This is a genomic window from Actinomadura napierensis (assembly GCF_039529375.1).
Taxonomy (GTDB): Bacteria; Actinomycetota; Actinomycetes; order Streptosporangiales; family Streptosporangiaceae; genus Spirillospora; species Spirillospora napierensis.
Map to the genome: position 1 here is coordinate 49,931 of NZ_BAAAMR010000058.1, position 19,325 is coordinate 69,255.

The following is a 19,325-nucleotide window of genomic DNA, read 5'->3' on the forward strand; positions in this document are numbered from 1 at the left end:
CCGCTGACTCGGCCACCCTGGAGTCCTGCCCGGGGGACGCCCGCGCGGAACGGCGAACCCCGACAGCCCGGCCGGCCTTCGCTTGGCAGAGTCTCCCGGCGGCCTACTTGCCGATGAAGCCCTTCGACTGGAGCCAGGTCTGGGCGACGTCCGTGGGCTCCTTGCCCTTGATGTCGACCTCGCCGTTGAGCGTCTGCAGGACGGAGTCGCTGAGCACCGCGGCGACCGGATTCAGGATCTTCTCGATGGCCGGGTGGTCCTTGTAGACCGAATCGCGCAGCGTCAGCGCGGGGTTGTATACGGGGAAGAACTTCTTGTCGTCGGGGATCGAGGTGAGGCCGAGCGCCTTGATACGGCCGTCGGTGGTGGCGACCTCACCGAAGTTGCACGGCTTCCCCTTCCCGATGGCGTCGTAGATGGCGCCTTCGGCGAGGGTCGCGACCGACGACTTCGGCACCGTGAACCCGTACGCCTTCTGCAGGCCGGGCCATCCGTCGCTGCGCCCGGCGAACTCGCTCGCAACGCACGTGGACGCCTTGGCAGGGTCGGTGTGCGCGAGCTTGGCGTAGTCGGAGAGGCTCTTGATGCCGAGCTGCTGCATCGTCGTCGTCTTGACGGCGATGGCGTAGGTGTTGTTGGCGGGCGCGGCGGCCAGCCACTTCACGTGGTTCTTGCCGAGGTCCTGCTGCGCGACGGCCTGGTACTGCTCGCCGGCATTGTTGAGCGGCTTGGTGTTCTTCAGATAGTTGATCCAGGCGGTGCCGGTGTACTCCCAGTACATGTCGATGCTGCCGGACGTCAGCGCGGCGCGCGTGGTGTTGCTGCCCTGCAGTCCGCACTTCTCCTTGACGGTCGCGCCCGCCGACCGCAGCGCCAGTGCGGTGATCTGGCAGAGGACGAGTTGCTCGGTGAACTCCTTGCCGCCGACGGTGAGGGTGGCCCCCTTCAGCGAGTTGCCCTTCGCGAGGCTGCCCGCGTCGGCGTCGGTGCCGGACGAGCTGAAGCACCCGGCGGTCAGGCCGACGGCGGCGACGGAGGCGACGATGGGGAGCAGGCGCATGGTGACTCTCCTCGAGGGATTCAGATGCCGTGCGGGCGCAGGTAGTGCTCGACAATGCCGATGAGCCAGTCCGCCGCCATCGCGAGGACGGCGGTCAGGACGCTGCCGGTGAGCAGGATCGGGGTCCGGTTCAGCGCGATGCCGGTGTTGATGAGGTCGCCGAGGCCGCCGGCGTTGGTGAACGCGGCCAGCGTCGCGCTCCCCACGTTGAGGATGACCGCGACCCGGACGCTGGCGAGGATCACCGGCACGGCCAGCGGCAGCTCCACGCGCAGCAGCACGGCCGTCCGGGACAGCCCGATGCCGCGCCCGGCGTCGATCAGCGCGCGGTCCACGCCCTGCAGGCCGACCATGGTGTTGCGCAGCACGGGCAGCGCGGACACCAGGATGAGCGCGATCACGGCCTTCTGGAAGCCGATGCCGACCGTGACGGCGAGCAGCACCAGCACCCCGATGGACGGGACGGCCTGCCCGATGTTCGCCAGCGCGAGGAACGGCGCGGCCAACACGCGCATCCCCGGCCGGGTCAGCAGCACGCCGAGCGGGATCGCGATCGCGAGGACGAGGGCCGTCGACACCGCCACCAGCTCGATGTGCTCGACGAACCGCTGGACGATCACGTCCCGGTTGACCGACCGCCGCTCAATCGCGTCCAGATGCCGCCCGTGCAGGTAGGCGAAGAGCGCGACGACCGCGAGGACGAGGACGACCGGCGTCGCGATCACACCGGCGGCCGAGCGTCCCGCCGCGCGGGCCGCGCCGCGCCCGCCGGGCTCGTCCGCCCGCTCGTCGAGCATCGTCGTGACGCTCACCGCCGCCCGCCCTCCCCGTTAGGCGCCTCCGTCAGCGACGCCCCAGCCGCCGATGCCTCGCCGGCTCCCGCGGGCGCGTCGGTGCCCGAGGCCCCGCCAGTTCCTGATGCCTCGCCGGATCGCCGGGGCTCATCGGCTCCCGGTATCGCGGCGGCTTGGGGGGTTTCGCCTGTTCGCGGGGTTTCGCGGACGATCGTGGACCAGGAGACCGCCCCGGCGGGGCGGCCGTCCTCGTCCAGGACGACCGCGCCCTCGTCCCCGTGCCGCAGCATCGCGTCGAGCGCCTCGTACAGGCTCTGGTCCGCCCGCACGCTCGTGGAGACGGCGCCGACCGCCTCGACCGGCACCAGCTCGATGGACCCGACCTCGACCAGCCGGAGCCGCCGCATCGCGGCGCCCGACCCGACGAACGACGCCACGAACTCGTCGGCGGGCTCGCCGAGGATCGCCGCGGGCGTGTCGTACTGCACCAGGCGGCCGTGCTCGCCCAGCAGCGCGATCCGGTCGCCGAGCTTGAGCGCCTCGGTCAGGTCGTGCGTGACCAGCACGATCGTCTTGCCGATCCGCGCCTGCAGCTCCAGGAAGGCGTCCTGCAGCCGCTCCCGGGTGATGGGGTCGATCGCGCCGAACGGCTCGTCCATGAGCATCGCGGGCGGGTCGGCGGCGAGCGCGCGGGCCACCCCGACGCGCTGCTGCTGCCCGCCCGACAGCTCCTTGGGGTAGCGGCCCCGGAACGTCCCCGGGTCGAGGCCGACCATGTCGAGCAGCTCGTCGACGCGGGCCCGGACGCGCTTCTTGTCCCAGCCGAGCGTGCGCGGGATGAGCCCGATGTTCGCGGCGATCGTCATGTGCGGGAACAGCCCGACCTGCTGGATGACGTAGCCGATGCGGCGGCGGAGGCGGTCGGGGTCGGCGCGGGTGACGTCTTCGCCGTCGAGGAGGATCCGCCCCTCGGTCGGCTCGATCAGCCGGTTGATGAGCCGCAGCGTGGTCGTCTTGCCGCAGCCCGACGGCCCGAGCAGCACCACGATCTCGCCTTCGCGGACGCTCAGCGTCAGGCCGTCCACGGCCGGCGCGGCCTGGCCCGGGTAGCGCTTGGTGACCCCGTCGAGCCTGATCATCTCCTTCATCGCACGCCCCTCGGTGTGGTCAGCCGCGCGACGACGGCGAACATCAGGTCCAGGGCGAGCGCCAGCAGCGCGACGCCGAGCGTGCCCGCGAGCGTGTCGTTCAGCGCGTTCGCGCCGCCGATCCGCGACAGCCCGCCGAAGATCAGCTCACCGAGGCCGGGACCGGCGACGGCGGCGGCGATCGCCGCGATCGCGACCGTCATGATCGTGGCGACCCGGACGCCGGTGAGCACGACCGGCCAGGCCAGCGGGAGCCGGATCCGCAGCATCCGGCTCGCCCGGCCCATCCCCATCCCGCGGGCGGCCTCCTCGACCGCGCCCGGCACCGACTCCAGCCCGGTGATCGTGTTGCGCAGGATCGGGAACACCGCGTACAGCACCAGCGCGGTGATCGTCGGCGCGAGGCCCAGCCCGAACAGCGGGATCAGCAGCCCGAACAGCGCCAGCGACGGGACGGTCAGCATCGTGCCGGTGACGCCGAGCGCGAGCCGGCTCACCCGCGGCCGGCCCTCCACGGCGATGCCGAGACCGATCCCGATCACCGCCGCGATGCCGACCGCGATCAGCACCACCTCGGCGTGCTCGGCCATCTGCCGGGCGATCGTCGGCCACCGGTCGGCCAGGTAGTCGGAGAAGCTCATGCACACCCCCCGTCTCTCGGCGGCGGGGACAGGCGAACCGGGGCGAGGACGGTCAGGCGGGCGTCTCTCATACCAGCAGAGGCTGCCTACGGGTGATCAATATGGCAAGAAAAGTCAGGACACAGATCGGTTAACCGGGACTCAGGCGGGTTCGTCCCGCAGGTGGCGCAGCAGCAGCGCCAGCTCCAGCCGCAACCGGCCACCGGGCGCCTGGAAGGAGAACCCGAGGCGGCGCTCCGCCTGTGCCAGCCGCGCGGCGATCGTGCTGTGGTGCCGGTGCACGCGGGCGGCGGCCTTCCGGGTCGATCCCGTCGCGCAGAACGCGCCCAGCACCTCCAGGACGTCGTCGCCGTGCGGTTCGGCGGCGAGCCGGTCCAGCGCCGTTACGTCCGCGACCTCGGCGATGTCCGCGGGACGCAGCCGCGCGGCGACCGCGGCGAGCCCGCCGAGCCGGTCGTGGCGTACTACCGCCGGCAGCCCGTCGCCGAGCGCGGTGAAGCGCAGCGCGGCCCGCGCCCGCCGCCACGCCTCCGGCGCCTCGATGCCGGGCAGTGCGGGCCCCACCCCGATCCGCGCCCCGTGCGGCGGCCGCCGCTCCAGCTCGTCCGGCGCCTCGCGGGTCAGGACGGCGTGCACGCGTCCGGGCGAGGCGGCCCGAGCGTCCGGGCCGAGGACGGCGAGCACCGCCGGCACGTCGGTGCCGGCGATGGCCAGCACGTGCAGCGGGGCGGCCGGCTCGAACCGCAGCGTCCGCAGGGCGCGGGACCGGTCGACCTCCGCGGCGTCCGCCGACAGCACCAGCTCCACCAGCGCGGCGTCGTCCGGCTCGTCCCGCGCGTGCTCCAGCAGGACCGCGGCGGCGATCGCGAACCGTTCGAGCACGATGTCGTCCAGCGGGAGCGGCGCACCGGCCCGCTCCAGCCACACGCGTCCGGTCGCGGAGAACTCCCGGACGGCCCGCTTCTGTGCGCCCGCGCCGGGCTCCGAGCGCAGCGACATCCCGCGAGCCGGGTCGGCGAGGCCGGCGGGGCATTCGGCGAGCGTCGCGGTGGCGTGCACCAGCGCGCGCGGGCTCGCGCGTCCGGCGATCAGCCGGTCGAAGAAACCGATCACCCGGACGGCGTTCTCCGCGTCGGCGTCCAGCCCCGACAACCGCAGGAGCAGCCCCTTCATGGACGGATCGTACGACACCCGACGAACGGCGGGTTCCGGGACGCGTTCCCCGGCGGATGGCGGCTGGGCAAGCCCCCCGGCGGCGGCGAAACTGGAGGCCAGCCGCCGAGAGGAGCCGGAAAGTGACGTACGCCTTCGACCCCGAGCTCGCCCCCTGGGTCTCGATGATCCCCGAGATCACGCTGACCGACCCCGTGCGGATGCGCGAGGCCGACGAGCAGCTCCTCGCCGCGGGGCCCCGCTACGAGCCGCGCGTCCCGGTCGAGGTCCGCGACGTCTCCGTCCCCGGCGACGGCACGGCCGTCCCGGTGCGGATCTTCACCCCGTCCGCCGCCTCCGGCCCGCTGCCCGGCCTGGTCTACATCCACGGCGGCGGGTTCGTCCTCGGCAGCGTCGACGCCTTCCACGACGACGCCCTGTCCGTCGCCGCCGAGGTCGGCGCGGTGGTGCTGTCCGTGGAGTACCGGCTCGCGCCCGAGCACCCGTTCCCGGCCGGCCTGGAGGACTGCTACACCGCGCTGACCTGGGCCGCCGCCAACGCCGCGGACCTCGGCATCGACCCCGACCGGCTGGCGGTCGGCGGGGAGAGCGCCGGCGGCGGCCTGTCCGCCGCGACCGCGCTGCTGGCCCGCGACCGGGGCGGCCCCGCGCTGTGCTTCCAGCTCCTCGGCATCCCCGAACTCGACGACCGGCTCGACACCCCCTCGATGCGCGCCTACACCGACACCCCCATCTGGAACCGCCCGAACGCCGAGCTGAGCTGGGACTACTACCTCGGCGAAGGCGTCCGCGGCACCGCCGGGGTCTCCCCCTACGCGGCGCCCGCCCGCGCCGAGGACCTCACCGGCCTGCCGCCCGCCTACGTCACCACCTGCGAGTTCGACCCGCTCCGCGACGAGGGCCTCGCCTACGCGCTCCGGCTCGTCCAGTCGGGCGTCGGCACCGAGGTGCACCACTACCCGGGCACCTTCCACGGCTCGGCCCTGATCCACGACGCCGCCGTCTCCCGCCGCATGGCCGCCGACCGCCTGGACGCCCTCCGCCGCGCCTTCGACACCACGAAACAACCCGCCTGACCCGCGCCCCTGTCCGTCAGCGCCGGAAGCCGAAGGCGACAGCTCACGCTGTCCACCGCCGCGCTCCGCGACCTACTCCGGCTGGAGCCTCCCTCCCCAGCCTCCCCTTGAACCGGCGAGCGCCCGGCCGGCGCCGGAAAGCCCGGCGCCGGCCGACCGGCTCACAGCTCCAGGGTCAGGCGGGGGCCGCGGGCACGGGAGACGCAGATCATCATGAATCCGCCGTCCGCGCGCTCGGCCTCGGTGAGGACCGAGTCGCGGTGGTCGGGCTCGCCGCCGAGGACGGCGGTCTCGCAGGTGCCGCAGGTGCCCTCGCGGCACGAGGACAGGACGGCGACGCCCGCCTCCTCGACCGTCTCCAGGATCGATCGCCCGGATCCGACCTTCAGCGTCCGGCCGCTGAGCGTCAACTCGACCTCGAACGCCTCGTCCGGCCCGGTGACGGGCTTGGCCGCGAACCGCTCGGTGCGCAGCGCTCCCGGGGCACACCGCTCCTCGACAGCGGCGAGCATCGGCTCGGGCCCGCAGCAGTAGACGAGGGTCCCCGGCGCGAGCCCCGGAAGTGCGGCGTCGAGGTCGAGCAGCCCGAACTCGTCCTGCGGCCGCACGTCGACCCGGTCCCCGTAAAGGGACAGATCGCCCAGGAAGGCCATCGCCGTCCGCCGCCGCCCGCCGTACAGGAGCCGCCAGTCCGCGCCCGCCGCGTGCGCGGCGGCCACCATCGGCAGGATCGGCGTGATGCCGATGCCCCCGGCCAGGAACAGGTAGCCGGGCGCGTCCTCCAAGGCGAAGTGGTTGCGGGGGCCGCGTGCCACCAGCCGGTCGCCGAGGTGCACCCGCTCATGGACGAACGTCGAGCCCGGCCCCTCCTTGAGCACGCCGAGCCGCCACGTCCGCTCGTCGGCCGGGTCGCCGCACAGCGAGTACTGCCGCTCGAGACCGTCCGGCAACAGCAGGTCGACGTGCGCCCCGGGCCGCCAGGACGGCAGCGCGCCACCGTCCGCGGCGCGCAGGGTCAACCCCACGACGCCCTCCGCGAGGTCCGCCCTGTCCTGGACGACGACCTCCGTCTCGACGGCGCTCTGCTCGGTCACGTGCCCCCCTTGCGTTCGGCGTCGTCCCGACACTCGCCGTTCGCCCGCACCCCCGACACCCCGCCTTCCACCGAACGGAAGCCCTCCCCACCCACCCACGGCGCCGAGGCGCTGTCGGAGGTGCGGCCTAGGGTGCTGGGAGCATCCATCGTGGGGAGGGGCCGACGGCATGGACGTTCTGGAGCGGGTCCGGGAGATCTGCATGGCGATGCCGGAGGCGACCGAGAAGCCGTTCGGCGGTCATACCTCGCCCTCCTTCCGTGTTCGCGACAAGCTGTTCGTGATGACGAGCGAGGACGGCTCGTCGATGATGTTCAAGGCGGGCCCGGGGGTGCAGGAGGCCCTGGTCTCGGAGGGCCCGGAGCGCTTCTTCGTCCCGAAGTACGTCGGCTCCAAGGGCTGGGTGGGCGCGCGCCTGGACGTTGAGCAGGATTGGAAGGAACTGGCGGAGCTCGTCGAGGACAGCTACCGCCTGATAGCTCCCAAGCGTCTCGCAGCACTTCTGGACGGGCCCGACGCCCCTCCCCGTCAGTGACCTGCCTCCCCCACCAAGGTCTTCGCCCTTGGCCTCACCAAGGTCTTCGGCTTTGGCGGGCGGGGCGGCCGCCGGTTCTCCGGGTGAGGGAGGTCAGGCGGGCGGTGATGCGGTCCATGGTCGCGGGGTCGGGGTTCCAGCCGCGTTGGAGCAGTGCGGTCAGGAGCGCCTCCAGGTAGGGGGCCGGGCGTGACAGGAAGAGCTTGGTGACGGGGATGATCTGCCAGCCCCTCTCCTTGGTGAGCCAGCGCCGGCGGCCTTCGTCGTGGGCGCGGGCCGCGCGGCCGGTGTGGTGGCGTTCACCGTCGTACTCCATGCCGACGCGGTAGTCCTCGTAGCCGAGGTCGACGTAGAACCAGCGGTCATCTGGCCCGGCGACCGGCACCTGCGTGCGCGGGCGCGGGAATCCGGCGTCGACGATGGCCGTCCGGATCCAGCTCTCGCCGGGTGAGGCCGCGCCCCGGTCGCCGAGGCGCAGGAGTTCGCGCAGCCGCCTGTTGCCGCGGTAGCCCTCCAGGGCGCGGGCCATGGTCCTGAGTTCATCGGTGTCGACTCCCTGTCTGAGGAACTGGTCGAGCGCGGCGACCGCTTCGGAGCGCGGAAGCCAGCGTGTGCAGTCGAGGGCCGTCCGGGTGCGGGAGGTGACGCGCACGCCCGCCCTCTCCTCGACGTGGCCGGGCGGCAGTTCGGCGTGTTCTGCTTGCAGGGGCGGGCCCGTCGCGCTCTCGGCGGGCCGCGGGGTGATGAGTTCGACGTCCCAGTCGGTCTCGCTCACGCCCGGCGGGAGGACGTCGATGCCCCAGACCCACGCGGCGGTGCGGCGCGCGATGACCGCGTCCGGCGGGAGGAGCCGGCTGAGCGCGGCGGCCCGGTCGGCGAGCGGGGAACCGCCGCCCGCGCCGAAGTAGATACCGGGGCCCACGGGGACGATCGAGTCGGCGGCCGTCCGCCTCCAGGTGACGCTGAAACCGTTCATGGTCACTGATGATGGCCGCCCCGCACGTCCGGCGACAGGCCACTGCGAAAATGTGGATAACCTCGAATCAGCCCAGGTCAGACGCGTTTCCGGGCCAGGAGCGGCAGTGTCGTGGCGGCGCCGCAGAACGCGACCGCTGCCGCGGCGGCGAACAGGGCGTCCAGCCCGTCGGCGAAAACCGGATGCCGGCTCAGGACCGCCCCGTAGGCGGCGATCCCCACGGCGGACCCGACCTGCATGACGGTGTTGTTGACGCCGGACGCCATGCCGAGCCGGGACCGGTCCGCGACGTCGACGGCCAGGCCGCCGAGGGTCGGCAGCACGATCCCGCACGCGAGGCCGGCCAGGACCATCCCCGGGACCAGGTGGGTCCAGGACGAGCCCGGCGCGAGCCCGTGCATGAGCAGGATCGCCAACCCCAGGAGCGCCAGCGACCCCGAGACGAGCGGCCCCTTCGGCAGGCGGTCCATGACGGCGCCGGCGACCGGGCCGGCGAAGAGGATGGGGACGACGAGCGGCAGGAAGCACAGCCCCGTCTTGAGGGCCGAGAAGCCGAGTTGGTCCTGGAACCACAGTGACACGTAGATGAGCAGGGCGAACACGCTCGCCTGCACGGTGAACGACCCGATCTGCGTTCCGCTGAACGCGCGCTGCCGGAAGAGCGACAGGTCCAGCATCGGTTCGGCCCGCCGGCCCTCGACAACGAGGAACGCCGCGAGGCACACCGCCGACGCGCCGAGGACGAACGCCGTCTCAAAGCTCCCCCAGCCCCGGTCGTCGCCACGCACGAGGCCGAAGACCAGGAGGGACAGGGAGACGGCCAGCAGGATCGGGCCGATCAGATCGATGCGGCGCCGTTCGTGCGAGGATTCCTCGCGCGGCAGCGACCGGGCGCCCATGACCAGGGTCACCGCGCCGGCGGGCACGTTCACGAGGAACACCCAGCGCCAGCCGAGCCCCGAGACGAGGGCGCCGCCGACGACCGGTCCCAGCACGACGGCGAGCCCGGCGGCGGTCCCCCGCACGCCGAACGCGACGCCGCGCGCCTGTCCCGTGTAGCACTGCGCGATGAGCGCGAGCGTCGTCGCGAACATCAGCGCTCCCGCCACCCCCTGGACGGCCCGCGCCGCGATGAGCGTCCCGGCGGTGGGGGCCAGCCCACACGCCAGGGACGCCAGCGCGAACAGCGCCACCCCGGCGAGGAAACAGCGGCGCCGTCCCCAGCGGTCGGCGAGCGCGCCGGCGGTGAGCTGGGACGCGGCCATCGCCATCGTGTAGGCGTTCATCACCCACTGCAGTTCGCCGAGACCGGCGTGCAGGTCGCGGCGCATCGCGGGGACGGCGACGGTCACGATCGTGGCGTCCAGCATCAGCATGAAGACGGCGGCGACGATCGCCGCGAGCGGCCACCGGCCGGGCGCCCGGGCGCGGGTGCCGTCCGTGCCGGCGGCTGATCTCTGATCGACCATGGCGACTCCTCCCTAGCACTGTTAGGGGCAACCTAGCACCGTTAGAGAGTCCCTTGCACTGCTAGATTTGGATCCGTCCTGAGGAGGTGCCGTGATGGCCGGCCACGATCACGTCTTCGCGCGCAGCCAGGAGACGGCCGCCGCACCGCGTCTCGACCGCACGGAGATCGTGCGGGCGGCGCTGGAACTGCTCGACGCGGAGGGGTTCGACGCGTTCAGCATGCGCAGGCTCGCCGCCGCACTCGACATCAAGTCACCGTCCCTGTACTGGCATGTCCGCAGCAAGGACGAGTTGTTCGACCTGCTGGTCGACACCGTCATCGGCAAGTGCCCGCTGCCGGACGGGGACGGCGCGGACCCCTGGGACGAACAGGTCATCCAGCTCGGCCTCGATCTGCGCCGGGTCCTACTGGCGCATCCGGCGGCGACGCGCCTGCTGCCCGGCCGGCTCCCGTTCGGCCCCCACGGGCTGCGCCTCGCCGACCATGTGATCGGCCTGCTGCGCCGGGCGGGCTTCGACGACCGCATGGCGGGCTACGGATACCTGCTGCTGATGTTCTTCGTGACCGGGTTCGCCGTCCAGGAGATCGCGTTCGGGAAGGGGCCCGGGAACGGCGACCGGCTCGCCGAGGTGTCCCGGTATCTGGAGGGGCTGCCCTCCGACCGCTACCCCGATCTGGTGGCCGTGGCGGGGGAACTGCTCGCTCCGCGCCTCACCGACCGCTTCGAGTTCGGCCTCAGGAGCGTCATCGACGGCCTCGCCGAGAAGCGCCGGTCGGACTGACCGCCGCTAGGCGGACAAACCGGCTCAGATCGCGGCGTCGGGGCGTACGGCGGTGACGGCCGACGCCGCCCAGGCGCCGATGCGGTGGACGAGGTCAGGCGTCGCGGCGACCTCCGCGTGACCGAAGCCCGGCTCGATCCACAGTTCCTTCGGGTCCCGCGCGGCGTCGTAAAGCTGTTGCCCGTGCTCGACCGGGAAGAACGCGTCGGCGTCGCCGTGGACGATCAGCAGCGGCGCGGGCGCGATGCGCGCCGCCACCTCGTGCGGCGCCTCCGGCACGGGGTCCCATCCCTTGGCCGCGATGCGCGTCCCCCGCGCCAGCCGGACGGCGATCCGGCCCAGCGGCTGTTCGATCACCCAGTGGACGCGGCGCATCGGGACGGTGTCGCGGTAGTACCAGCGGGCGGGCGCGCTCACCGAGACGACGGCGTCGACATCGCCGTGCAGTGCGGCGTGCCGGATGGCGACGGCACCGCCTAGCGAGAACCCCGCGACGGCGACGCGCCGGTAGCCCCTGCGGCGCGCCGCGGCGACCGCTGCCTGCACGTCGAGCACCTCGAGGTCGCCCACGGTGGAGCGGCCGCCGGACCGTCCGTGGCCGCGCAGGTCGAGGGCGAGAACGCCGCCGTACCGGCCGAGGACGTGGCCGATGCGGCGGAGCGCGGGCTGCCGCCAGGAGCACGTGAAGCCGTGCGCGAGCACGAAGCAGAGGTCGCCGTCTCCGCCGAGGTGTCCTGCGTCGATCCGCACGCCGTCGGCGGTGTGAAGCGTCAGGGACTCCGGAATCACCACGTGTTCAATGATCGGACATGGCCCTTCGCGTTTTTCCTCCGCCCCCGGTCACGACTGGTGCCGGTGGCGCTGAACGCGCAGGTGGGTGGGTAGGCAGCGGGTGTGTCGGGGGCGCTGAGAGATTCGGGGGCGGCCCGTTCCGAGACCGGGCGACCGCCGCTGCGCGCCACGGACGAGTACGCGCTGCGGTCCATGCTCTCCTCGGCGTGGGCCCACGACCGGGCCGCGGCGTTGCTGGAGGACATGGCGGCCGTCCACCCGGAGGAGGCCGAGGCGCATCTGCAGTCGGCCGAACGGCAGCGCAGGTGGGCGGAGAACGACCGCGACCTGGCCGAGCGGTACGCCTCGCGGGCCGGTGACCCCGACGGTTTGTGATGGCGGCCCGGCGGGTGCAGGGTGAGGGAACGGCAGCCATGACCGCCATAGGCGAAGGATGTGGAGATGACCGTCGATCCGGAGATTCTGGGAACGACGCGGCGTTCGTTGCACGGGGTCGCCGAACTGCTCCTCGCCGGCCCGCAGTACAGGGAGAGCGCGACGATCCGGTTGCGCGTGCTGGACGGCGGTTTCGGGACCGTCAGGGCACCGGAGCTGCGGGTCGCCGGAACCGAACTGGTGGCCGGTGACAGGGTGATCCCGCTGAACGGTGCCACGTACGGAGAGCTGGCCGCGGCGGCGGGGATCGAGGCGGGCGCGCCGCAGGACCTCTACAAGGACGGGTGCGGAGTCGGGACGCAGGAGACGCTCGGGGTGGACGCGGGGGCGGCGGCCCACATCGAGGAATGCCTCGCGCGCGGCCACGATGCGATGGTCCGGTTCGCGCCCGATGTCACTCCTGTGCTGTGGCCGGAGCACTTCGACCTGAGCATCACCCTCGACGAGGTCAACTACGGGATCTCCCCGGGAGACTCCTATCTCGGGGAGCCCTACGCGTACGCGGGTCCCTGGGAGCCACGGCAAGGCGCCTTCTGGAACGCCTCGTTCGGAGCGGCGCGGCCGGTCCGGCTGCTGCCGGGAACGACGGCGCTCCACGCCTTCTTCATGGAGGCGCGGGACCGGGCCGCCCGCGCCCCCGCCCGGCGTCCCTGACCACGCTCTGTGCAAGGATCGGAACGGTAGCCGGATCAGGGAGGTCCTTGTGCGCATCGGTGTTTCCCTTGGCGAGCGCGGCGGCGCGGAGGCGCTGACCAAGCTGGCCGACGATGTGCGGCGCGCCGCCGACGACGGGTTCGCCTCGGCGTGGATGTCGAACATCTTCGGGGTGGACGCGCTGACCGCGCTGGCGGTGGCGGGAAGCCGGGTGCCCGGTATCGAGCTGGGGACCGCCGTCGTGCCGACGTACCCGCGGCATCCGGCGGCGCTGGCGCAGCAGGTCCGGACGGTGGCGCTGGCTCTCGGGGAGAACCGGCTGGCCCTCGGCATCGGCCTGTCCCACAAGGTCGTCATCGAGGACATGTACGGCTACGACTTCGGACGGCCCCTGCGGCACATGGACGAGTACCTGTCGGTGCTGCTGCCGCTGCTCGACCACGAGACGGCGTCGTTCACCGGCGAGACCCTGCGCGGCCAGATCGGGTTGACCGTCCCGAACGAGGGCCGCGTCCCCGTGCTGCTGGCGGCGCTCGGCCCGAAGATGCTGCAGCTGGCGGCGGAGCGCACCGACGGGACCGTCCTGTGGATGACGGGCCCCGTGACCGTCCGCGAGCACATCGCGCCGACCATCACGGCGGCGGCCGAGGCGGCGGGCCGTCCCGCGCCACGCATCGTCTGCGTCCTGCCGGTGTGCGTCACCGGCGACGCCGAGCGGGCGCGCGAGCGTGCGGCGAAGGCGTTCGAGGTGTACGGGACGCTGCCGTCCTACCGCGCGATGATGGACCGTGAGGGCGCCGAGGGCCCCGCCGACCTCGCCATCATCGGCGATGAGGACGCGGTGGGGGCGAGGCTGGAGGAGCTGGCCGCGGCGGGCGTCACCGACTTCGTGGCCGGCGAGTTCATGCCCGGCGACGACCGGGCCCGTACGCGCGCGTTCCTGAAGTCCGCCGCCGCCCGCTGACCGGCCGGTCCCCGGCGGCTCAGGACGAGATGAGCTCGTAGAGGTTGCCGCTGGAGTCGGAGAAGTACAGGCCGCGCGCGCCGAGGGGATGGCCGGTGTCGATGCGGCCGTTGTCGGGGTGGGCGGGCTGGTCGCCGTAGGGGATCTCGCGGGCGTCGAGGCGGTCGACGACCGCGTCGAAGGTCGCCGCGTCCACGTCGAAGGCCAGGTGGTGGCCCTGCGGGTAGGCGACGGTCATGAAGTCGAGGGTGAGCCCGCCGTTGACCTTGATCGGGACGAAGTGGCGGGCGTGCGGGTGCGGCCCGGTGTAGTCCAGGCCCATGACGGCCGCGAAGAAGCGAGCGGCCTCGTCGTTGTCGGCGGCGGTGACGATGGTGTGGTTGAGCGTGATGGTCACTCCGGTGTCCCTTCGGCGGACGCGTCGGTGAGCGTTTCGGTGGCCGTTTCCGCAGGTGTTTCTGCAGGTGTTTCGGCGGGCGTTTCGGTGAGCGCGCCGTGCAGGAAGACGTCCAGGTACTCCTCCAGGGACGGCGCCGGCCCGTCGGGGCCGGTCGGAGGGCGGCCCCGGGTGAAGACCAGCCCCATGAACATCCCGGCGATCTGGTCGGCGGGCAGCCGGAGGCGGTCGCGGTCGGGTTCGAAGAGCTCGGCGATCGCGCCGCGGGTGCGGGCCATGGCGGACGCGCGGTCGATGGCGGCGTCGGCCGCCTCGCCGCCGCCGTGCGAGCCGCGCTCGCGCCGGCCGGTGGCGTGCAGCGCGCCGAGGATCATGCCCATGCGGCCGAGGTAGGCCTCGATCGCGGCGGTGGCCTCGGCGAGCCGCCCGGCCAGCGGCTGGTCGAGGGGGATCTCCTCGATCTCGGCCAGGACGTGGTCGGTCCGCAGCGCCTCCATGACGCAGGCGTCGAGGAGCTCGTCCTTGTCGCTGAACACGCGGAAGATCGTCGCCTCGCCGATGCCGGCGGCCCGGGCGATCTGCCCGGTGGTGACGGCGGTCCCGTGCTCGGCGACCAGCGGCAGCGCGGTCCGCACGATCATCTCCCGGCGCTGCTCGGGGCTCATTCCGGGGGCGCGGCGGCGCCGTGCGGCGGGCTCCGTGCCGTCCTTCGCGGGTTCCATGCGGTCACCGTACGGTGTGAGTACTCACTCCGTCAACATCGGAGTGAGTACTCACACCGACCGCGCAGCGAAACCGGATAAGGCGGCTGATAACGTTGCACTTCGAGCGCGCCCTGGAGCGAAGTCCGGTGTGAACCCGGCGCTGTCCCGCAACTGTGGTGCCCCTGTCGAAGTGGCCGAGCCAGGTCGCCTCCGCGCGCGCCGACGACTCTCGACCTCGTGGAAGGGCGATCCGTCATGACGGGCCGCGGCTTCCCTCCAGCCCAGGAGGCTCCTGTGAGACCCGTGCGCGTCCTCGGCGCGGCCATCGCGATCGCTGCCGTGACGCTCGCCGCCGCCGGATGCGGCGACGACGGCAAGACCGGCGGCGACAAGACCGGCGACGGAAAGACCCAGGCGTCCGGAGACGGCGGCGGAACCGTCACCGTCCAGGCGGGCAACGGTGCGGTGACCGTCCCCGCCCACCCGAAGCGGATCGTGTCGCTGTCCCCCACGCACACCGAGACGCTGTTCGCCATCGGCGCCGGACCGCAGATCACCGCCGCCGACAGCCTCTCGGACTACCCCGCGAACGCGCCCCGCACCAAGCTGTCGGCCTTCAAGCCGAACGCCGAGGCGATCATCAACTACCGGCCCGACCTCGTCGTGCTGTCCAACGACATGGACGGCGTCGTCAAGGCGCTGCAGAAGGTCAAGGTCCCGGTCCTGCTGGAGCCGGCCGCCGCGAAGCTGGACGACGCCTACGACGAGATCAACGATCTGGGACAGGCCACCGGGCACGTCGCGGAGGCCAGGAAGGTCACCGACGGGATGCGCGCCGACATCCAGAAGACCGTCGCCGCGTCCACCAAGGGCAAGGGCCTCACCTACTACCACGAGCTGGACAACCAGCTGCACACCGTGACGTCCCAGACGTTCGTCGGTCAGGTGTACGGCCTGTTCGGCCTGCGCAACGTCGCCGACGCCGCGGACAAGGCGAGCGGCGGATACCCGCAGCTCTCCCGCGAGTACCTCGTCAAGAAGGACCCCGACCTGGTCTTCCTGGCCGATACCAAGTGCTGCGGCCAGAACGCCGCGGCGGTCGCCAAGCGGCCCGGCTTCGGTGATCTGAAGGCCGTCAAGGACGGCGGCGTGGTGCCCCTGGACGACGACCTCGCCTCGCGCTGGGGTCCGCGGCTGCCGCAGTTCGTGAAGGCGATCGGCGACGCGGTGCAGAAGACGCGGTGACCTCCGCCCTGAAGGGGAAGTGGCGGCGGCCGGACAGGGACAGCGAGCCCCGGGTGCGGGGACGGCTGCGGCCGCTTCCGCTGGTGGCGGCGCTCGTCCTGCTGGCCGTGACGCTGCTGGCCGGGCTGGTGGTGGGCGCCGCCGGGCTCCCCTTCGTCGGGATCCTGAAGGCGCTGGCCGACCGGATCCCTTTCGTGCACCTCGACAGCGGGTTCAGCACCGTCGACGAGAACGTGCTGTTCCAGCTGCGGGTGCCGAGGGTGCTGATGGCCGCGCTGGTCGGCGGGATGCTGTCGATGGCGGGGGCCGGCTACCAGGGCGTGTTCCGCAATCCGCTGGCCGATCCGTACCTGCTCGGCGCGGCGGCGGGCGCGGGAGTCGGGGCCACCGTGGTGATCGTGCTGGTGCCCGGCGATCCCGGCTACGGCGTCCCGCTGGCGGCGTTCGCCGGCGCGATCCTCGGTGTGGCGATGGCGTACGCGCTGGGCAGCACGGCCGGGCGGGGCAACCGGGCGGCGACGCTGGTGCTCGCGGGAGTGGCGGTGTCGTCGTTCCTGTCGGCGGTGCAGACGTTCCTCCAGCAGGTGAAGGCGGAGGAACTGCAGCGGATCTACTCGTGGATCCTCGGCGGGGTCGGCTCGGCGGACTGGCATCAGCTGGCGCTCGTCGCGCCGTACTCGCTGGTCTCGACGGTGGTGCTGCTCGCGCACGGCCGGCTGCTTGACGTGCTGAGCGTCGGCGACGAGGAGGCGGCCTCGCTCGGGCTGTCGGCGGCGCGCGTCCGGTTGACGGTGCTGGTGGCGGCGTCGCTGGCGACGGCGAGCGCGGTCGCCGTGAGCGGCCTGATCGGGTTCGTCGGCATCGTGGTGCCGCACGCGGTGCGGCGGCTGGCGGGCGGGTCGTACCGGGTGGTGCTGCCGCTGTCGCTGCTCGGCGGGGCCGCGTTCCTGGAGCTGGCCGACCTGGTCGCGCGGACGGTGATCGCGCCCGGTGAGCTGCCGCTCGGTGTGGTGACCGCGTTCGTCGGCGGCCCGTTCTTCGTGGCGGTGCTGCGCGCGAGCCGCCGGCAGGTGGAGACGTGACGGTCGCGGTGCGGGGCCTGGACGTGGCGTTGGGCGGGCGCCCGGTGCTGAAGGGCGTTTCGCTGAAGGTCCCGGCCGGTTCGTGGACGGCGGTGATCGGGCCGAACGGCGCGGGCAAGTCGACGCTGCTGCGGGCGGTGCTCGGGTTGCTGCCGTGCACGGGCGCGATCACGGTCGCGGGCGCCGACCTGTCGGCGCTGAAGCCGCGCCAGCGCGCCCGGCTGGTCGCGTACGCCCCGCAGAGCCCTAGCCTTCCGGTGGGGATGACGGTGTTCGACTACACCCTTCTCGGCCGCTCGCCCTACATTCCGCACCTCGGGCGGGAGAGCACGCGCGACCGCACCATCGCGGGCGAAGTCCTGGACCGGCTGGACCTGGCCGGCCTTGCGGGACGCCCGCTCGACCAGCTGTCCGGCGGCGAGCGGCAGCGCGTGGTGCTGGCGCGGGCGCTCGCGCAGCAGACGTCCGTCCTCCTGCTGGACGAGCCGACGACCGCGCTCGACATCGGCCACCAGCAGCAGGTGATGGAGCTGATCGACCGGCTCCGGCTGTCGGACGGGCTGACCGTCGTCACGACCATCCACGACCTGACGCTGGCCGGGCAGTACGCCGACGACCTGGTGCTGCTGTCGGGCGGACGGGTCGCCGCCGCCGGGAAGCCCGGCACGGTGCTGACGCGGGCCGCGATCGAGGAGCACTTCCAGGCCCGCGTGCACGTCCTTCCCGGGCCGGACGGCCGGCCCCTGCTGTCGCTGGAGCGCCCGTGAAGATCGAGCTGGTGTGGCGGGAGGAGGACGGGGCGCGGCTGGCCGCGACGGTGTGGCGCGCGGGCAGTGGATGGCGCGCGGTCTCGTCGGCGATGCTCGGCGGCGGGATCGGCCCGCTGGGCTGGGTGCTGAACGCCCAGGTCCGCGGCGCGTACGCGCGGCTGGACCCCGTCGCCCACCTGGAGGAGATGGCCGCTTCGTTCGGGTTGGACGGTCCCGGCGCCGGCATGCTGACCGCCGCGTCCGTCGCCCGGACGATGCGCCGCGAAGACGGGGGCGTCGCCGTCTCGGCGACCGTCGGTCTCCGCGTGCCGACGTGGGCCGCGGCGCCCGAGGGGAAGGCCGATCCCGAGTTGGCCCCGCTGCATCTCGATGTGCCGTCCCCGGCGCGGGAGCCTGCGCCATCGGAGCAGGAGCGTGCATGGCGGCCGGGGACGATCAACATCGTGGTCGCCGTCCCGGTCGCGTTGAGCGACGCGGCCCTGGTGAACGCGGTGGTCACCGCCACGGAGGCGAAGACGCAGGCGCTCCTGGAGGCGGGGTATCCCTGCACCGGGACGGCGTCCGACGCGATCTGCGTGGCCGCGCGGACGTCCGGCGAGGCGGAGCCCTTCGCCGGTCCCCGGTCGGCGTGGGGATCGCGGATCGCGCGCGCCGTGCACGCCGCCGTGCACGCGGGCGCCCTGGACTACACCGAGTATCTGCGGACGAAACGGTCCTAGCCCGGCGTACCGGCCGCCCCACCACCCCGGTGCGGTGCGGCGGCCGGTTCAGGGCCAGTGCCGTGTGGTGAAGGGCCTCACCTCCTCGTCGTCGTCCGGTTCACCGGCCCGACGGTCAGCCGGCGTGGGGAAGCCGGTGGCCGTTGACCGCGAGCGGGTCGGTTCCGTCCAGGAGCGATCCGTTCGGCCGGGTCGCGTTCGCCGGGGCGCCGTTGCGCGGCGATCCGTTGAACGGCGGCAGCGGGTGCAGTCCCGTCGGGGCCTCCCGGTCCACGGCGGGACGGCCGTCCGGGCGGGGGTCGGCCGGACGGGTGAGCGCGTCGACGCGGCGGCGCGCGCGGTCGGCCTCCGCGCGCGCGGCGTCCCGCTCGGCGGTGAGCGTCTGGACGGCGGCGCGCAGCTCCTCGTTGGCGCGCGACAGGTCCCAGTTGTGCTGCTCGACCTCGCGGGCCCGCGCCTGGATCTGGTCGCGGTCGGCGACGGCCTGGCCGCGCTGGGTCTCTGCGTCGCGGACGGCCGCGCGCAGGTCCTCGGCGGCGCGCCGGGCGGCGGCGGACGCGATCCGCTGTCCCTCGGCGACGGTCTCGGTCTCCGACAGCCGGCCGTGCAGGCCGACCAGCTCGGCGCGGGCGGTCTCCAGCGCGGCGAGCAGCTCGGTCTCGCGGCCGGCGACGCGGTCGCGTTCGCGTTCGGCGGCCACCCGGGCGGCGACGGCGGCGTCCGCGACGTCCCTGGCCTCCTGCGCCTCCTGCCGGGCGGCGTCCCGTTCGGCGGCGGCCTGCTCGGCCGCGGCGCGGGCGGCGGCCTCGCCGC

21 protein-coding genes and 1 pseudogene are annotated in these 19,325 nt (G+C 73.2%); 10 read left to right on the forward strand and 12 right to left on the reverse strand.

Features of this window, described 5'->3' with window-relative positions:
- Positions 1–103: 103 nt before the first annotated feature.
- The 5 genes from ABD296_RS28625 to ABD296_RS28645 form a co-directional block, all read right to left on the reverse strand.
- Positions 104–1,060, reverse strand: coding sequence for a glycine betaine ABC transporter substrate-binding protein (locus tag ABD296_RS28625; RefSeq protein ID WP_344273774.1), 957 nt, complete (start codon positions 1,058–1,060; stop codon positions 104–106).
- Positions 1,061–1,080: 20 nt separating this feature from the next.
- Complete coding sequence (locus ABD296_RS28630; RefSeq protein WP_344273777.1) at positions 1,081–1,872, reverse strand: ABC transporter permease; 792 nt, start codon at positions 1,870–1,872, stop codon at positions 1,081–1,083.
- Positions 1,869–3,002, reverse strand: a complete 1,134-nt coding sequence (locus ABD296_RS28635; protein ID WP_344273779.1) for an ABC transporter ATP-binding protein — start codon at positions 3,000–3,002, stop codon at positions 1,869–1,871. The genes ABD296_RS28630 and ABD296_RS28635 overlap by 4 nt, the downstream gene beginning before the upstream one ends.
- Positions 2,999–3,643 carry an ABC transporter permease gene (locus ABD296_RS28640; RefSeq protein WP_344273782.1) on the reverse strand — a complete coding sequence of 215 codons (645 nt, stop codon included), beginning with the start codon at positions 3,641–3,643 and terminating at the stop codon, positions 2,999–3,001. The genes ABD296_RS28635 and ABD296_RS28640 overlap by 4 nt, the downstream gene beginning before the upstream one ends.
- Positions 3,644–3,784: 141 nt before the next feature.
- Complete coding sequence (locus ABD296_RS28645) at positions 3,785–4,816, reverse strand: helix-turn-helix domain-containing protein (RefSeq protein ID WP_344273785.1); 1,032 nt, start codon at positions 4,814–4,816, stop codon at positions 3,785–3,787.
- A 122-nt stretch (positions 4,817–4,938) separates the two neighbouring features.
- On the opposite strand from ABD296_RS28645, the gene ABD296_RS28650 reads away from it, so the two are divergent.
- Positions 4,939–5,892 carry an alpha/beta hydrolase gene (locus tag ABD296_RS28650; protein ID WP_344273788.1) on the forward strand — a complete coding sequence of 318 codons (954 nt, stop codon included), beginning with the start codon at positions 4,939–4,941 and terminating at the stop codon, positions 5,890–5,892.
- Between the two features lie 161 nt (positions 5,893–6,053).
- On the opposite strand, the gene ABD296_RS28655 is transcribed toward ABD296_RS28650, so the two are convergent.
- Entirely contained in the window at positions 6,054–6,986 is a 933-nt protein-coding gene (locus tag ABD296_RS28655; RefSeq protein WP_344273791.1) for a PDR/VanB family oxidoreductase, read from the reverse strand.
- Between the two features lie 169 nt (positions 6,987–7,155).
- Here ABD296_RS28655 and ABD296_RS28660 point away from each other — a divergent pair, with 169 nt between their 5' ends.
- Complete coding sequence (locus ABD296_RS28660; RefSeq protein WP_344273794.1) at positions 7,156–7,521, forward strand: MmcQ/YjbR family DNA-binding protein; 366 nt, start codon at positions 7,156–7,158, stop codon at positions 7,519–7,521.
- 34 nt (positions 7,522–7,555) lie between these two features.
- Here the strand turns inward: ABD296_RS28660 and ABD296_RS28665 are convergent, their stop codons facing one another.
- The gene (locus tag ABD296_RS28665; RefSeq protein ID WP_344273797.1) at positions 7,556–8,497 is read right to left on the reverse strand and encodes a hypothetical protein; all 942 of its coding nucleotides are present in this window, start codon (positions 8,495–8,497) and stop codon (positions 7,556–7,558) included.
- 77 nt (positions 8,498–8,574) lie between these two features.
- The gene (locus tag ABD296_RS28670; protein WP_344273799.1) at positions 8,575–9,966 is read right to left on the reverse strand and encodes an MFS transporter; all 1,392 of its coding nucleotides are present in this window, start codon (positions 9,964–9,966) and stop codon (positions 8,575–8,577) included.
- Positions 9,967–10,060: 94 nt separating this feature from the next.
- On the opposite strand from ABD296_RS28670, the gene ABD296_RS28675 reads away from it, so the two are divergent.
- Entirely contained in the window at positions 10,061–10,750 is a 690-nt protein-coding gene (locus ABD296_RS28675) for a TetR/AcrR family transcriptional regulator (RefSeq protein ID WP_344273802.1), read from the forward strand.
- A 24-nt stretch (positions 10,751–10,774) separates the two neighbouring features.
- Here ABD296_RS28675 and ABD296_RS28680 read toward each other — a convergent pair whose 3' ends face one another.
- The gene (locus ABD296_RS28680; RefSeq protein ID WP_344273805.1) at positions 10,775–11,542 is read right to left on the reverse strand and encodes an alpha/beta hydrolase; all 768 of its coding nucleotides are present in this window, start codon (positions 11,540–11,542) and stop codon (positions 10,775–10,777) included.
- A gap of 102 nt (positions 11,543–11,644) precedes the next feature.
- Here ABD296_RS28680 and ABD296_RS28685 point away from each other — a divergent pair, with 102 nt between their 5' ends.
- The 3 genes from ABD296_RS28685 (at position 11,645) to ABD296_RS28695 (ending at position 13,595) form a co-directional block, all read left to right on the forward strand.
- Positions 11,645–11,917 carry a hypothetical protein gene (locus tag ABD296_RS28685; RefSeq protein ID WP_344273808.1) on the forward strand — a complete coding sequence of 91 codons (273 nt, stop codon included), beginning with the start codon at positions 11,645–11,647 and terminating at the stop codon, positions 11,915–11,917.
- Positions 11,918–11,983: 66 nt separating this feature from the next.
- Entirely contained in the window at positions 11,984–12,631 is a 648-nt protein-coding gene (locus ABD296_RS28690; protein ID WP_344273810.1) for a hypothetical protein, read from the forward strand.
- 49 nt (positions 12,632–12,680) lie between these two features.
- On the forward strand, positions 12,681–13,595 hold the full coding sequence (locus ABD296_RS28695; protein WP_344273814.1) for an LLM class F420-dependent oxidoreductase: 915 nt from the start codon (positions 12,681–12,683) through the stop codon (positions 13,593–13,595).
- Positions 13,596–13,614: 19 nt separating this feature from the next.
- Here the strand turns inward: ABD296_RS28695 and ABD296_RS28700 are convergent, their stop codons facing one another.
- Together ABD296_RS28700 and ABD296_RS28705 are read right to left on the reverse strand one after the other, a co-directional pair.
- Positions 13,615–13,992: a VOC family protein gene (locus ABD296_RS28700; RefSeq protein ID WP_344273817.1), complete on the reverse strand. Its 378-nt coding sequence runs from the start codon at positions 13,990–13,992 to the stop codon at positions 13,615–13,617.
- Entirely contained in the window at positions 13,989–14,714 is a 726-nt protein-coding gene (locus tag ABD296_RS28705) for a TetR/AcrR family transcriptional regulator (RefSeq protein ID WP_344273819.1), read from the reverse strand. The genes ABD296_RS28700 and ABD296_RS28705 overlap by 4 nt, the downstream gene beginning before the upstream one ends.
- A gap of 276 nt (positions 14,715–14,990) precedes the next feature.
- Between ABD296_RS28705 and ABD296_RS28710 the strand changes: the two genes are divergently transcribed.
- From ABD296_RS28710 to ABD296_RS28725, 4 genes are read left to right on the forward strand one after another with little or no spacing between them, the layout of a single operon-like run.
- Complete coding sequence (locus ABD296_RS28710; RefSeq protein WP_344273821.1) at positions 14,991–15,941, forward strand: ABC transporter substrate-binding protein; 951 nt, start codon at positions 14,991–14,993, stop codon at positions 15,939–15,941.
- 53 nt (positions 15,942–15,994) lie between these two features.
- Positions 15,995–17,023, forward strand: coding sequence for a FecCD family ABC transporter permease (locus tag ABD296_RS28715; protein WP_344273828.1), 1,029 nt, complete (start codon positions 15,995–15,997; stop codon positions 17,021–17,023).
- Positions 17,020–17,790: an ABC transporter ATP-binding protein gene (locus ABD296_RS28720; RefSeq protein WP_344273823.1), complete on the forward strand. Its 771-nt coding sequence runs from the start codon at positions 17,020–17,022 to the stop codon at positions 17,788–17,790. The genes ABD296_RS28715 and ABD296_RS28720 overlap by 4 nt, the downstream gene beginning before the upstream one ends.
- Positions 17,791–17,792: 2 nt before the next feature.
- Positions 17,793–18,512: an adenosylcobinamide amidohydrolase gene (locus ABD296_RS28725; RefSeq protein WP_407061520.1), complete on the forward strand. Its 720-nt coding sequence runs from the start codon at positions 17,793–17,795 to the stop codon at positions 18,510–18,512.
- 115 nt (positions 18,513–18,627) lie between these two features.
- On the opposite strand, the pseudogene ABD296_RS28730 reads toward ABD296_RS28725, so the two are convergent.
- Positions 18,628–19,325, reverse strand: a pseudogene (locus tag ABD296_RS28730) (hypothetical protein); the annotation flags it as partial.

Excerpts from the sequence above, each read along its gene's own strand:
- ABD296_RS28670 (WP_344273799.1), bottom strand. The coding sequence starts at position 9,966 with ATGGTCGATCAGAGATCAGCCGCCGGCACGGACGGCACCCGCGCCCGG.
- ABD296_RS28705 (WP_344273819.1), bottom strand. The coding sequence starts at position 14,714 with ATGGAACCCGCGAAGGACGGCACGGAGCCCGCCGCACGGCGCCGCCGC.
- ABD296_RS28635 (WP_344273779.1), bottom strand. The coding sequence starts at position 3,002 with ATGAAGGAGATGATCAGGCTCGACGGGGTCACCAAGCGCTACCCGGGC.
- ABD296_RS28660 (WP_344273794.1), top strand. The coding sequence starts at position 7,156 with ATGGACGTTCTGGAGCGGGTCCGGGAGATCTGCATGGCGATGCCGGAG.
- ABD296_RS28665 (WP_344273797.1), bottom strand. The coding sequence starts at position 8,497 with ATGAACGGTTTCAGCGTCACCTGGAGGCGGACGGCCGCCGACTCGATC.
- ABD296_RS28640 (WP_344273782.1), bottom strand. The coding sequence starts at position 3,643 with ATGAGCTTCTCCGACTACCTGGCCGACCGGTGGCCGACGATCGCCCGG.
- ABD296_RS28645 (WP_344273785.1), bottom strand. The coding sequence starts at position 4,816 with ATGAAGGGGCTGCTCCTGCGGTTGTCGGGGCTGGACGCCGACGCGGAG.
- ABD296_RS28625 (WP_344273774.1), bottom strand. The coding sequence starts at position 1,060 with ATGCGCCTGCTCCCCATCGTCGCCTCCGTCGCCGCCGTCGGCCTGACC.
- ABD296_RS28690 (WP_344273810.1), top strand. The coding sequence starts at position 11,984 with ATGACCGTCGATCCGGAGATTCTGGGAACGACGCGGCGTTCGTTGCAC.
- ABD296_RS28675 (WP_344273802.1), top strand. The coding sequence starts at position 10,061 with ATGGCCGGCCACGATCACGTCTTCGCGCGCAGCCAGGAGACGGCCGCC.